The sequence below is a fragment of the Rubricella aquisinus genome, from assembly GCF_014199445.1.
Taxonomy (GTDB): Bacteria; Pseudomonadota; Alphaproteobacteria; order Rhodobacterales; family Rhodobacteraceae; genus Rubricella; species Rubricella aquisinus.
The window spans coordinates 108272-121895 of record NZ_JACIJS010000001.1 but is presented as its reverse complement, the minus strand read 5'-3'; the positions used below and the strand labels follow the sequence as shown (position 1 = coordinate 121895).

11 protein-coding genes are annotated in these 13624 nt (G+C 61.3%); 7 read left to right on the top strand and 4 right to left on the bottom strand.

The features are described 5' to 3' along the window. The first annotated feature begins 11 nt into the window (after positions 1–11). The gene (gene pth, locus FHS89_RS00565; RefSeq protein ID WP_184007405.1) at positions 12–695 is read left to right on the top strand and encodes an aminoacyl-tRNA hydrolase; all 684 of its coding nucleotides are present in this window, start codon (positions 12–14) and stop codon (positions 693–695) included. 44 nt (positions 696–739) lie between these two features. Next, positions 740–2092 (top strand): oxygen-independent coproporphyrinogen III oxidase, encoded by a 1353-nt coding sequence (gene hemN, locus FHS89_RS00560; protein ID WP_184007403.1) that lies wholly within the window; start codon positions 740–742, stop codon positions 2090–2092. A gap of 48 nt (positions 2093–2140) precedes the next feature. Here hemN and FHS89_RS00555 read toward each other — a convergent pair whose 3' ends face one another. From FHS89_RS00555 to FHS89_RS00545, 3 genes are all read right to left on the bottom strand, one after another. Next, entirely contained in the window at positions 2141–3070 is a 930-nt protein-coding gene (locus tag FHS89_RS00555; RefSeq protein WP_184007401.1) for a hypothetical protein, read from the bottom strand. A gap of 302 nt (positions 3071–3372) precedes the next feature. Beyond that, positions 3373–4806, bottom strand: a complete 1434-nt coding sequence (locus FHS89_RS00550) for an NAD(P)(+) transhydrogenase (Re/Si-specific) subunit beta (protein WP_184007399.1) — start codon at positions 4804–4806, stop codon at positions 3373–3375. Between the two features lie 15 nt (positions 4807–4821). Continuing rightward, positions 4822–6393, bottom strand: coding sequence for a Re/Si-specific NAD(P)(+) transhydrogenase subunit alpha (locus tag FHS89_RS00545; protein ID WP_184007397.1), 1572 nt, complete (start codon positions 6391–6393; stop codon positions 4822–4824). 549 nt (positions 6394–6942) lie between these two features. On the opposite strand from FHS89_RS00545, the gene FHS89_RS00540 reads away from it, so the two are divergent. The 3 genes from FHS89_RS00540 (at position 6943) to FHS89_RS00530 (ending at position 11091) form a co-directional block, all read left to right on the top strand. After that, the gene (locus FHS89_RS00540) at positions 6943–7410 is read left to right on the top strand and encodes a hypothetical protein (protein WP_184007395.1); all 468 of its coding nucleotides are present in this window, start codon (positions 6943–6945) and stop codon (positions 7408–7410) included. Positions 7411–7484: 74 nt separating this feature from the next. After that, entirely contained in the window at positions 7485–9335 is a 1851-nt protein-coding gene (gene mutL, locus FHS89_RS00535; RefSeq protein WP_184007392.1) for a DNA mismatch repair endonuclease MutL, read from the top strand. Between the two features lie 445 nt (positions 9336–9780). Then, entirely contained in the window at positions 9781–11091 is a 1311-nt protein-coding gene (locus tag FHS89_RS00530; protein ID WP_184007390.1) for a DUF3422 family protein, read from the top strand. Between the two features lie 84 nt (positions 11092–11175). On the opposite strand, the gene gloB is transcribed toward FHS89_RS00530, so the two are convergent. After that, entirely contained in the window at positions 11176–11943 is a 768-nt protein-coding gene (gene gloB / locus FHS89_RS00525) for a hydroxyacylglutathione hydrolase (RefSeq protein ID WP_184007388.1), read from the bottom strand. An 81-nt stretch (positions 11944–12024) separates the two neighbouring features. On the opposite strand from gloB, the gene FHS89_RS00520 reads away from it, so the two are divergent. Both FHS89_RS00520 and FHS89_RS00515 read left to right on the top strand, forming a co-directional pair. After that, positions 12025–12813: a methyltransferase domain-containing protein gene (locus FHS89_RS00520; protein ID WP_184007386.1), complete on the top strand. Its 789-nt coding sequence runs from the start codon at positions 12025–12027 to the stop codon at positions 12811–12813. 249 nt (positions 12814–13062) lie between these two features. Beyond that, the gene (locus FHS89_RS00515; RefSeq protein ID WP_184007384.1) at positions 13063–13623 is read left to right on the top strand and encodes a F0F1 ATP synthase subunit delta; all 561 of its coding nucleotides are present in this window, start codon (positions 13063–13065) and stop codon (positions 13621–13623) included. The last annotated feature ends 1 nt before the right edge of the window (position 13624 follow it).

Genomic DNA, 13624 nt, shown 5'->3' with positions numbered 1-13624 from the left:
GAGGGCACGCCATGAAACTCTTTGCAGGGCTGGGAAATCCCGGCGCGAAATACGCGGGCAACCGGCACAATATCGGCTTTATGGCCGTGGACCGGATCGCGGGGGATCACGGCTTTGCCCCGTGGCGCGCGAAGTTTCAGGGGCAGGTGACAGAAGGGCGGCTCGGCTTGGAAAAGATCATCCTCCTGAAACCTGCCACGTTCATGAACCTGTCCGGCCAATCCATCGGAGAGGCGATGCGGTTTTATAAACTGACCTCAGAAGATGTTGTCGTGTTCCATGACGAGTTGGACCTTGCCCCCGGCAAAGTGCGCGTCAAGCATGGCGGCGGACATGCGGGGCATAACGGGCTGCGCTCTACCCATCAGCATATCAGCCCGGATTACGCGCGGGTGCGGCTCGGCATCGGGCATCCGGGGCATAAGGATCGCGTGTCGGGCTATGTTCTGGGGGATTTTGCCAAGGCGGATCAGGACTGGCTTGATGATGTGCTGCGCGGTGTGTCGGATGGGGCGGCTGATCTGGCCGCGGGGGATGACGCGGGCTTTATGAATGCGGTCGCGCGCCGCGTCGTGCCGCAACGCCCCAAACCCGCGCCCAAACCGCAGCCCTCCGCACCAGAGGCCCCCGAGGCCGCGCCAGAGCCACCTGCCTCCCCGCTTGATCGGCTCAAGGCACATTTTTCGCGGCGTTGATCTGCGTCAACGAAAGGGGCGCTGGGTCATGGCACGGATGAAACATGACACAGAAACATGCCTTTGCCCAAGCGGGCCTCTTCGACCGATCCGTGCCGCGCTATACCAGCTATCCCGCGGCCAATCATTTTGGTGCGGTGTCCGAGGACACTTATCGCGGCTGGCTGGCAGATTTGCCCGCGGGGCCAATCTCCCTTTATGTGCATATCCCGTTTTGTGAGCGGCTTTGCTATTTCTGCGCCTGCCGCACGCAGGGTGTGAACAGCGCGGGCCCCGTGATCGCCTATCTTGAGACATTGGAGCAGGAGATCGCGATGCTGGCGCAAGCGCTGCCTGACGGCGTGACCGTGGGGCGGATGCATTGGGGCGGCGGGACGCCCACGATCCTGACGCCCGCGCAGATCGCAGCATTGAGCGGGATGCTGCGCGCAGCGCTTCCTTTTGAGCCAGACGGCGAATTTTCGGTGGAGATTGACCCGGCCTGTGTCGATGACGCGAAACTTGATGCGCTGATTGCAGCGGGGCTCAATCGCGGCTCTGTCGGGGTGCAGGATTTCGCGCTGCCGGTGCAGGAGACCATTGGCCGTCTGCAAAGCGTGGAGGAGACGACCCACGCGATGCGCTATCTGCGGGAGCATGGCGTGACGAGCATGAACGCCGATCTGGTGTACGGCCTGCCGCGCCAAACCATGGACAGCCTTGGCGCGACGCTCGATCAGATCATTGATCTGGGGCCGGAGCGGATCGCGCTTTATGGCTATGCCCATGTGCCATGGATGTCGAAGCGGCAGCGGGTGATCCCGGAGGACACGCTCCCGGATCCGCAAACGCGGCTCGCCATGGCGGAGTTGAGCGCGGATCGGCTGACCGCCGCTGGATATGTGCCGATCGGCATCGACCATTTCGCAAAGCCGGGAGACGGGCTGGCCCGCGCGGCGGCAGGTGGCACGTTGCGGCGGAATTTTCAGGGCTATACGGATGATACGATGGGCGCGCTGATCGGGCTTGGCGCGTCGTCGATCTCTCGGCTTCCGGGGGGATATGGGCAGAATGCGCCCGCGACCCCGGCTTGGGCCGAGCGGGTGAAGGCCGGGCAATTGCCCGTGATGCGCGGTCTTGCCCTGTCAGCGGATGACAGGCTGCGCGCGCGGGCGATTGAGTGCCTGATGTGTGACTTCCGGCTCGATTTCGCGGCCCTGTCGGCGGAGATGCGGATGCCGGTCACGGCCCTCATGGCGGAGGCTGCGGAAGTGGCGCAGCGCTGGCCCTTTGCCGTGACGTTCACCGATGGTGTTCTGACAATCGCGCCGGAGGCCCGGGTCATGACCCGCCTGATTGCGGAGACGTTCGACGCCTATGCCGATGCCACCAAAACGGCAAACAGCCGCGCGATCTAACCCCCCAGATCGCGCGGCCGTCGCTGCCCCCAATTTGGACCCCTCTGATCAGCTTGCGCGGGCGACCTCCACCGTTGCGCAGCTTTCAAACTTTGGTTCCTGCCCGAGCAATGTTGCTTCATAGGCTTTCAGGGCAGCGTTCGCATCGAACTCGATCTTGAGCAGAAGATCGGCCGTGCGGTCCACATCGTCGGCATCCGCCGCGCCAGTGTTGAGCGCGGTGGCAAGTTGCGCCCGCGCAAGGTCGAAATCGTCGCGGATGCACTGGATGGCATCAAGCGTGGTGCCAGATGCAGCGATGACACGCGCGTCGTCGCTGCCGCGCACCGCGAGGTCAATCGACTGATCGAGAAAGTCGAGCGTGTTCTCAAGCATATCGCGCGCGGCTGCCGCGTCGAATGCCGGGCTGGCCATCTTGCAATGCGCGAGCGCCACCTTGTTGGCGAGCATCCGCATCCGCGCGAGGTTGTTCATCGTGTTCGTCTCGAACGGGGTCAGGCGCCCCACGCCATAGACCCGGACAAGCGCGCCCACGAATTTCTCAAGCGGCTCAAGCAGGGCAGGCTCTGCATTCACGAGGCCGCTCAGATACGCATCCGGCATTTCGCCACGGGTGCTGTAGCGCGCGTAGTTGGACAGGACCACCCACTGCTCTTCCACATCCTTGAAATAGTGGAGCGGGCGCGGCGCGCGCACGGCGGGGATGTCCCCCTCCCCATTGCGGATCAAGTCGAGTGTTGCTTCGAATTTCGCGATGTCGCGCTGCATCCGCTCAACATCGCCAGAATGCGCCCCGATATTGATGTGGCAGGAATGGGCAACCATGCGTTCCACCAGCGCACGCTGGTAGCCGGCACGATCCAGAATTTCGATCGCTTGTGCGTCAACGCTGAGGGACTGAGCCGAAGCGCCCGCAAACGGGACGGTGCAGATTAAAAGAGCGGCCGCAGCCGCCTTGCCTAGTCGAGAAATTACCATTTTTGTCACCCTATCATTGCCCTTGGCCACCCCCATAAACGACGTGCCGGCCACCTCACGCGCCTGTGATGTGCCTCGGAATTAATCAAGATTGTGACTGAAAAAAGGCAAACTTACGCGCAGGTCAGTTTTTCACGGTAAATAATATTCAAGGTTGCGAATTTCTGAAACTTACAACTTTCGCGGGTGTGGGTTATGCAAAATGTGCAGATTTGTGGAGTGAGGTTTCCACAGACCGGAAACGAAAAAATGCGCCGCGGTGAGGCGGCGCATTCTGGTCGTTGATCCTCGTGAGAGGGGCGTTAGCTGATTCGTCCAAGCAGCGCATCTAGGGATGCCTTTGCATCGCCATACCACATGCGGCTGTTCTCTTTGTAAAAGAGCGGGTTCTCGATCCCGGAATAGCCGGTGCCGGACCCCCGCTTGGAGATGAACACCTGCTTGGCTTTCCAGACCTCCAGCACGGGCATGCCCGCGATGGGGGAGCCGGGATCCTCTTGGGCGGCAGGGTTCACGATGTCATTCGCGCCGATGACGAACACCACGTCCGTGTCGGGGAAGTCTTCGTTGATCTCATCCATTTCCAGCACGATGTCGTAAGGCACCTTCGCCTCCGCCAAGAGCACGTTCATGTGGCCGGGCAGGCGGCCCGCGACGGGGTGGATCGCGAAGCGGACATTCTTGCCCTTGGCCCGCAGACGCTTGGTCAGTTCCGAGACGGAGCTTTGTGCCTGTGCCACGGCAAGGCCATAGCCCGGCACGATGATGATGTTGTCCGCTTCCTCCACGGCAGAGGCCACGACATCGGTATCGGTCGCGACCATCTCTCCGTCGATCTCCTGCTGGGTGGATGCGACCGCGCCGAACCCACCAAGGATCACAGAGATAAAGGAGCGGTTCATCGCCTTACACATGATGTAGGACAGGATCGCCCCGGAGGAGCCGACCAGCGCGCCCACAACAATCAGAAGGTCATTGCCCAGCGAGAAGCCGATCGCCGCCGCCGCCCAGCCGGAATAGCTGTTGAGCATCGACACAACGACCGGCATATCCGCGCCACCGATCCCCATGATGAGGTGATAGCCGATGAACAGCGCACAGATCGTCATCACGATCAGCGGGAACGCCCCGCCACCGTTGAAATAGGCCGCAAGACAGAACAGCGAAATGATCGCCGCACCCGCGTTGAGCATATGCCCGCCGGGCAGCTTTTTCGCGGCGGTGTTCACCTTGCCCGCCAGTTTGCCATAGGCAATCACGGAGCCCGTGAAGGTCACGGCCCCGATGAAGATACCAAGGAACAGCTCGATCCGCAGGATGTTGACCTCCAGCGCATCCTTCTTGGACAAGAGGGCTGCGAAGCCTTCAAGTGCGGCGCGCCCCTCCACATCCATGGCCATGACGCGGCCCAGTTCGATATGCGCGATAAAGCCCACGAACACCGCCGCAAGACCCACGAGGGAGTGCATCGCGGCGACAAGCTCGGGCATTTGGGTCATCTGCACCCGCATGGCAAGCTGATAGCCAATCGCCCCACCAAGCGCGATCAGGATGATCGACGCGCCCGCCATGCCCGTGCCGGGGCCGATGAGCGTGGCCACAACGGCCAATCCCATCCCGACGATGCCATACCAAACGGCGCGTTTTGCGCTTTCCTGTCCAGACAAGCCACCAAGGCTAAGGATAAAGAGGACAGCCGCGACGACATAGGCCGCTGTTGTAAATCCGAATTCCATTGTCCCTACCCCTACTTACGATTTCTGGAACATGGCGAGCATGCGCCGTGTCACGAGGAAGCCGCCAAAAATGTTGATGCCGGTCATGAACACGGCAGCCGCCGCGAGGAAAATGACAAGCCCCGATCCAGAACCGATCTGCATCAGCGCGCCCAGAATGATGATCGACGAGATCGCGTTGGTGATCGCCATCAACGGGGTGTGGAGCGAGTGGCTCACATTCCAGATCACCTGGAACCCGATAAAGACGGACAGAACGAACACGATGAAGTGCTGCATGAAGCTCGGCGGTGTGATCATCCCCATCAGGAGCGTCACGGCAGCCATGGCGCCCAGCAGGGTCACCTGGTTTTTGGTCTGCGCCTTGAACGCGGCTTGTTCTTCGGCGCGCTTTTCCTCTGGCGTTTTCTCTTTCACCTTTTCCTTTTTGACCGCCGCGATGGCCTTTGTCTTGGGCGGGGGCGGTGGGAAGGTGACAGCACCGGCATGGGCCGCTGTCGCGCCCCGGATCACGTCATCTTCCATGTTGATGTTGATCTGGCCGTCCTTCTCGGGGGTCAGGTCATCCATCATGTGCCGGATGTTGGTGGCATAAAGCGTGGAGGATTGGGTGGCCATGCGGCTCGGGAAATCGGTGTAGCCGATGACCTTCACGCCATTGGCGCTCTCCACGATCTCGCCCTCAACCGTCAGATCACAGTTGCCGCCCTTTTCTGCGGCAAGGTCAACGACGACGGAGCCGGGCTTCATCGCGGCGACCATATCCTCAAGCCAGAGCTTGGGCGCGTCGCGGCCGGGGATCAGCGCGGTGGTGATGACGATGTCGATCTCCGGTGCAAGCTCGCGGAATTTCTCAAGCTGCTTTTCGCGGAACTCGGGGGAGGAGGGGGCGGCATATCCGCCCGTCTCTGCGCCGTCGGTCTGTTCTTCATCGAAATCGAGGAACACGAATTCGGCACCCATGGATTCGATCTGCTCCGCGACTTCAGGCCGCACGTCAAAGGCATAAGTAATCGCGCCAAGCGACGTTGCCGTGCCGATTGCGGCCAATCCAGCGACGCCCGCGCCCACAACCAGAACCTTCGCCGGGGGCACCTTGCCCGCCGCCGTGATCTGCCCGGTAAAGAAGCGGCCAAAGTTATTGCCCGCCTCGATCACCGCGCGATAGCCCGCGATATTCGCCATCGACGACAGCGCGTCCATCTTTTGCGCGCGGGAGATCCGGGGGACCATATCCATCGCGATCACGTTGGCGCCCTTATCGGCCAGCTCCTTGAGCATGTCGCCGTTTTGCGCGGGCCAGAACATGGAGATGACCGTCTGGCCTTCGCGAATGCTCTTGACCTCTTTCGCCTCGGGGCCACGGACCTTCACGACGATATCAGCGGTTTTCCAAAGGGTTGCAGCCGTTTTCACGACCTTGACGCCTGCGGCTTCATAATCGGCATCGCTGAACCGGGCGGCTTCGCCTGCGCCGGATTGCACGATGCATTCATATCCAAGTTTCTGAAGCTGTGTCGCACTTGCCGGGGTCAGGGCGACGCGCGCCTCCCCCGGTGCGATCTCTTTTGGTGCGCCTATGATCATGTGGTCGGGCCTCCTCGTCATGAGTTACGCAAACGGGCATTTGCCCGGAAGGAAAGCGGCCCGTTGCACCTGCGTGGGGCCGATGTATACTATTGAATACACTCGCGGAATCGTGCGGTTGTACCCTTTGTCTAGCGCAATACCGCATCTTTGCTGCAACGCAAAGGTGCGCGACGTTGCGTTGTATCGCAGGCGCGCGCTTTTGGGCTGATGGGCGGGGTGCTGCTGTCGGTGACAACGCGGCTTTACAAGCAAAATTTTATTTGCTTAATCTGACCTAAGATTATCAGTAATTTGCGATGTATTATGTTCAGAAAAGCAATTAATCTATACAAATCGAGTTTTCGGAATATTGTTTTGATCTATGGCGGGGGTTTTGTGTTCGTTGAGGCCCTCAATCTCTTTTTTGAAGCGTCCGATTTTGTGAATATGGTCCCTTACCTGATCATATCAAGCTATGTGATTCTGAGTATACACTTGAAATATCTATCCGATTCTAGTCTTTCCAAATTTGATCCAAAATTAGCCAGTGCGTTTTTGATAAGGTATATGGGCCTATTTCTATTTTTATTTGTAATTCTTATTCTGTTTTTCGTCATTGGGCAATTAGTGGGAAGTGTTGGTCTATTTATCGGCTATGCGATAGCGATTTCGCTCCTCATGTTCATTGTTGCCGGAACTGTTTTTCCAGCGATCGTTTTGGACGGAGATAAATCCATCTCTGCTGCAATTCGCCGGGGCCGGCAGAATTTCTGGTTGATACTGAAGCCAATGTTGATCTGGATGTTGCCAACATTTTTATTGGTTGTGTTTGTGTTGCTTCTGCTCGTCTTCATCCAGTCCTTTCTTGAGGGACAGTTCAGTTCTGTTGCCATTGGGGATACGACGCTCATTGAGCTCATTTTCGCGTTTATAGGCGGGGTGCTCGGCTATTTCCTGTCAGCCGTTGGTGTGGTCATCCTGTGTGACGCCTACAAGGCCATCAAGGCTAAGGAAGCCGCTGCTGAGAGCGCCTGATCGGATCAATCCTGTCGCCCCGGCACGCGAAATCCATTGGTGAATCACTCTCGGGTCATGCTATATCTCGTGGCATGACCTACACCGACCGCAACATATCCGCGCCGCGCCGCCCGATCCGGCAGTTAGATGACGCCAGTGCCAACCGGATTGCCGCTGGTGAAGTGGTGGAGCGGCCCAGTTCGGTGGTCAAGGAACTGGTCGAGAATGCAATGGATGCGGGGGCCACCCGGATCGACATCGCGATTGCCGATGGAGGCAAGACGCTGATCCGTGTCACCGATGACGGGCAGGGCATTCCGGCAGAAGAATTGCCGCTCGCGCTGTCGCGTCATGCGACGTCCAAAACAGACGGCGCTGATCTGTTCAACATCCGGTATCTCGGGTTCCGGGGGGAGGCGCTGCCCTCCATCGGGTCGGTTGCGCGGCTCACCATCACCAGCCGGGTGCAGGGGGCGGAGGCGCATTCCCTGCATGTGTCGGGGGGGCAGATCGGCGCGGTCAAGCCTGCCGCCCTGACCCGGGGCACCGTCGTTGAAGTGCGCGATCTGTTTCACGCCACGCCCGCACGGCTGAAATTCCTGCGGTCTGACCGGGCAGAGGTGCAGGCGATCAATGACATGGTCAAACGGCTGGCCATGGCCGCGCCCGAGATCGGCATGACCCTGCGCGATGTGTCGGGTGGCGGTGAGGGGCGCGTGACCTTCAGCGTGGAGCGGCAGGGCGGTGATCTGATCAGCGTGCGGGACGCCCGGCTTGCCGCGATCATCGGGCGGGATTTCGTGCAGAATGCTGTCACTGTGGAGGCCGAGCGGGACGGCGTGCGCGTCAGCGGGCTGGCCGGATTGCCAACCTATTCGCGGGGGGCGGCGGTGGCGCAGTTCTTCTTTATCAATGGGCGGCCCGTGCGGGACAAGCTGCTGATCGGTGCGCTGCGCGGAGCCTATGCCGATTTCCTGAGCCGGGATCGGCACCCGGCGGTGGCGCTGTTCATCGACTGCCCGCCCGAGCGGGTGGATGTGAATGTGCATCCGGCCAAGGCCGAGGTGCGGTTTCGCGAGCCGGGCGTGGTGCGGGGGCTGATCATATCGGCACTCAAACACGCGCTGGCGGAGGCCGGGCATCGCGCGTCCTCCACTGTGGGGGCGGCGATGCTGGGCGCGATGCAGCCCAAGCCTACCGGCCCCTATCAGGCGCCATTGCGCCCCAGCACGGGCGCGCGGATGTCGGCCTATGAGGCACAGGCCCCGGCGGCGGGGATGGCCGAGAGTGCCGCAAGCTGGACCTCTGGCCGGGTAGAGGCCACCCCGGTGGAGGTGCCGGATACACCCGCCGCAGACGCGCTCCCCTTGGGGGCCGCGCGCGCGCAGGTGCATGAGAACTACATCATCGCGCAGACCGCGCAAGGCATCGTCATCGTCGATCAGCACGCAGCCCATGAGCGGCTGGTCTATGAGCGGCTCAAACGCCAGATGGCAGAGCGGGGCGTTCCAGGTCAGGCGCTGCTGATCCCCGAAGTGGTGGAGATGTCAGAAGCCGACCGCGCCCTTCTGTTGACCCATCAGGAGATGCTGGAGACAGCGGGCCTGCGGATAGAGCCATTTGGCGGCGGGGCCGTCTGCGTGCGCGAAACGCCCGCGCCGCTTGGGGTGATCAACGCCGAGGCACTGTTGCGCGATGTGCTTGATGAATTGAGCGACGGGGGAGGGGCCACGCTGGTGCAGGAGCGGATCGAGGCGGTGTTGTCGCGCATGGCCTGCCACGGCTCTGTCCGGTCGGGGCGGCGGATGAGCGCGCAGGAGATGGACGCGCTGCTGCGGGAGATGGAGGCGACGCCCCATTCCGGGCAATGCAACCACGGCCGGCCGACCTATGTGTCGCTCGATCTGAAAGACATCGAACGACTGTTCGGGCGAACAAGCTAAGGCGCGCTCCCGCATGGTGCGCCCTCATCACAGATGAGGCTGCACCCATTGGGGGTGGCCGCGCCATACGGCGCGGCGATGCCTCCGGCGGGAGGTATTTTTGGAAAAAAGAAAACGGGGGCAGCCGCCGGGCTGGGGGCGAGGGTGTGGTGTGCCATGCGCGGCATTGGTGGGACGGTGCCTCTGGAGGGTATTCAGCGAAGCAAGGGGCATGCGGCCCGCATTGCGCATGTCTGTGCCAGTGTCATTGCCAATCAGCGGGGGCTATGACCGCGTAATCGCTTGCATTGGTTTGGAGATCAGACCGCATCCAGAGGGCGGTGGGGCAGATCGGCAACACTCTTGCGGTATACAATTGTTTTCTTTGGTTCTGTTTCAGCCAATGGGTGCAAAACCGTTTCGTCTGCTCTAGCTAGCCCATAACGCATGTTAATTGGAGGCGGTCATGGATCCGCGCGTCATCCCCGATCACCCCCAGCGCTATGAGCTGTCAAACGAGCTTCACGCCCGCCCCTTCCCCGAGATCAAGGGGCCTTGCCGGGCGGTGCATATCACCATCATGTCCGATGACGGGCCGGAGCGCGATCCCGAGCTTGACCGTGCGCATCTGGTGGCCCTGCTCAACCGCTATGGCGCGCAGCATCCGTCGCCGGATGCGAACCATTATTTCGGGCCATTGGGGACGGTGCAGCTCAAATGGGAGCGGCACACGGAGTTTGTGACCTATACGCTCTTTGCCGAAGGGGTGGCGGACACGCCCTTTGACGGCTCGACCATGCGGATATTCCCCGATGACTGGCTGGCGGAGGCACCGGGGACGGTGCTGACCTCCGTTCTAGTGCGGGTCGAAGTGGCCAAGACGATCGAGCATGCAGAAGGCAAGCTCAAGAACGGCATCACCCGGCATTTCGCACCCGAATCCATCGCCGTGGCGAAGGTGGTCGATGACAGCGCGCTGGTGATGAGTGATTTTCGCATTCATGAGCAGGGGCAGGTGCGGTTCGCCGTCTATGTCACCCCGGATGTCGGCCCGCGCCGGATCGGGCGGATCGTGCAGCGATTGCTGGAGATCGAGACCTATAAATCCGGCGCGATGCTCACATTGCCGGTGGCGCGGGACGTGGCGCGCAAGGTGAACGCGCTGGACCGGGAATTGTCCGAACTGGTGCGGACCATGGCCAGTCAGGACGGGGAGGCGGATACGCAGACGCTTGATCGGTTGCTGATGATGTCTGCCGATCTAGAGGCGCTGAGCGCCAATTCCGCGTTCCGGTTCGGCGCGGGCGGGGCCTATGCCGCGATCATGAACCAGCGAATCGAGGTGCTGCGTGAAAAGCGGGTCGCGTCCCGCCAGACCTTCGGGGAATTCATGATGCGCCGGTTCGAGCCCGCGATGCGGACCTGTCAGAGTGCGGAGCGGCGGCTGGTGGAACTGGCCGCGCGGACGGAACGTGCGGCGAACCTGTTGCGCACCCGCGTCGATGTGGGGTTGGCGCAGCAGAACCGCACCCTTCTGGAAAGCATGGACCGGCGCGCGGCACTGCAACTGCGCTTGCAGGAAACGGTCGAAGGGCTGTCGGTGGTCGCGATCAGCTATTATGCGGTGAGCCTTGCGGGGTATCTGCTGGCCCCGTTCGGGGAGGCGCTGGGCATCTCAAAATCCGCCGTGGTGGCGGTGGTCACGGTGCCGGTGATCTTTGCCGTTTGGGCCTTTGTCCGGCGGATCCGGCAGGGCATCGAGAAACGCAAGGACTAGGCGCGGCTCCAGCCGGGGCAGCGCCCCGGCTGCCCGGCCCAAAGGGTGCGGCCCGTCAGGGCCAGTCACCGTGCGGGAGCGCCCTTAGAAGTTGTCCTTGCGGGTGCGAACCTCGCGGAACACTTCGGCGGCATCGGCGCCTTCCATCCCGATGGCCTTTTGCAACTCGGGCAGATGCGCGCGCAGGAACGGATTGGTCGCTTTCTCATCTGACAACAGGGAGGGCACGGTAAATGCGCCCTTGTCGCGCGCGGCCTTGATCGCGGCGACGCGCGTTTGCAGGGCCGCATTGTCGGGCTCGATCGTCAGGGCGAATGCTGCATTGCTGCTGGTATATTCATGGCCAGAGCACACAACCGTCTGATCGGGCATCGCGATGAATTTCTGCATCGTGGTCCACATCATCGCCGCGTCCCCTTCAAACAGGCGGCCACATCCCAGTGCCATCAGACTGTCGGCAGAGAACACGATGTTATCGTCGAAGAAGTGAAAGGCGATATGCCCAACAGTATGGCCCGACACATCGAGCACATGTGCGACCGTGCCGCCAAACAGGATCGTATCCCCATCCGCGACCGCCTGATCGAGCGGGGGCAGGCGATGCGCATCGGCAGAGGCCCCCGTCACCTTCGCACCATATTTCGCGACCAGATCGGGCACGCCGTCGATATGGTCAGGGTGGTGATGGGTCAAAAGGATCTCATCAAGGGTCCAGCCCCGCGCCTCCAGCTCTGCGATGATCGGGCCGCTTTCCGGGGCGTCGATCAGGGCGACGCGGCCGCTGTCCTCCTCCCGAAGGAGAAAGGCGTAGTTGTCGGACAGGCACGGGATCGTCACAAGTTCAACGGGCATTGGCAGGCTCCTTGGAATTACGGTAGCGTTTGGCGCAACACTCGCCCAAAGGCTGGGCAAACGCAAACAAGGACCGTCAAAGTGCATCTCGATGTCGTCGATCTGAAAGCGTTTTATTATCGCACGCCCTTGGGCCGCTGGGTGCAATCCGTGTTGCAGGCCCAATTGCGCGCGCTGTGGCCCGATGTGAAAGGATGCAGCGTTGAGGGGTTCGGCTTTGCCGCGCCTTATCTGCGCCCCTTCATGACGGAGGCCGAACGCGTGATCAGCCTGATGCCCGCAGAGCAGGGCGCGATGCACTGGCCGACCGGGCAGCCGAACCTGACCTCACTGGTGGAGGAGACCGAATGGCCGATCCCGGCAGGGCGGATCGACCGGTTGCTCGTGGCCCATGGTTTGGAGACATGCGAGCGGCCGGGGGCGCTGATGGATGAGATGTGGCGCGTTCTGGCCCCCGGTGGGCGAGTGCTGTTCATCGTGCCGAACCGCACCGGCATCTGGGCGCGGCGGGACGCGACGCCCTTTGGCTATGGCCGTCCTTATTCGTTCAGCCAGCTTGACCGGCACCTGCGCCGCCACCGGTTTGAGCCGACGCGGCATGTGGGCGCGCTTTATGCTCCACCGAGCTATGGCCGCACGATGCTCAAGATGGCAGGCACGGTTGAGGGGATCGGCGCGCGGCTCAGGCCACAGCACCTTGCCGGTGTGCTGATCGTGGAGGCCACCAAACAGACATATGCGCCTGTCAAAGGGATCGAAGCGCGCGCCCGGTCGCCGCTCAAGGTGCTGGGCGATCTGGCCAAACCCTCCCCCGAACCAAGTGCAGGAATGAGGGGATTCGGCCCCTCGCGGCGGGATCACAGGGGGTGAAACTGCCCTTCACTGCGCATTTCTTGGTATATCGGGGTGTTCAAAGCGTCGCACTTGGCCCCAGATGTGGGCAAACGCACTGATTTCAAACGATAAAAGCTAAATTCCTAGGCATGGACCCGCATATTGTCAGACGCAATTCCGTCTGCTATCACCCCGCCAATTCCTAAGCAGGGCTGCCAAGAGTGGCCTAACGCAAACCGGTCCGGGGGGTCACCTTCGGGCCTAATCAGTAAGGGTGGGGTACCTTTGGCCGCTACAGCGACAATCGTCTCCGGAGTTGCGGGTCGCTATGCGACAGCACTCTTTGAAATTGCGCAGGAGGGCGACCAGCTTTCCGAAGTTGAGCGCAATCTGACTGATCTGGAAGCCGCATTGCAGGACAGTGCCGATCTGCGCGACCTGATTTCCTCGCCGCTCTATAGCCGCGAAGAGCAGGGCCGGGCGATGGGTGCCGTGACCGCGCAGATGGGCCTGAGCCAGATCGTTTCCAACACAGTGGCCCTGATGGCGAGCAAGCGGCGTCTTTTTACGCTGCCGGACGTGATCAAGGGTGTTAAGGCGCTGGCAGCCCAAGCCCGTGGTGAAGTCACCGCGGATGTCGTGTCCGCCGCGCCAATGACCGATGCCCAGAAAGAGGCGCTCACCAGCGCGCTCAAGGCATCCGTCGGGTCAGAAGTCGTCGTTAATGCGACCGTTGATGAAAGCCTCATCGGCGGTCTTGTTGTAAAAGTGGGATCCCGCATGATTGATACGTCGATCAAGGCGAAACTCGCATCCCTGCAGAACGTTATGAAAGAGGTCGGGTGAC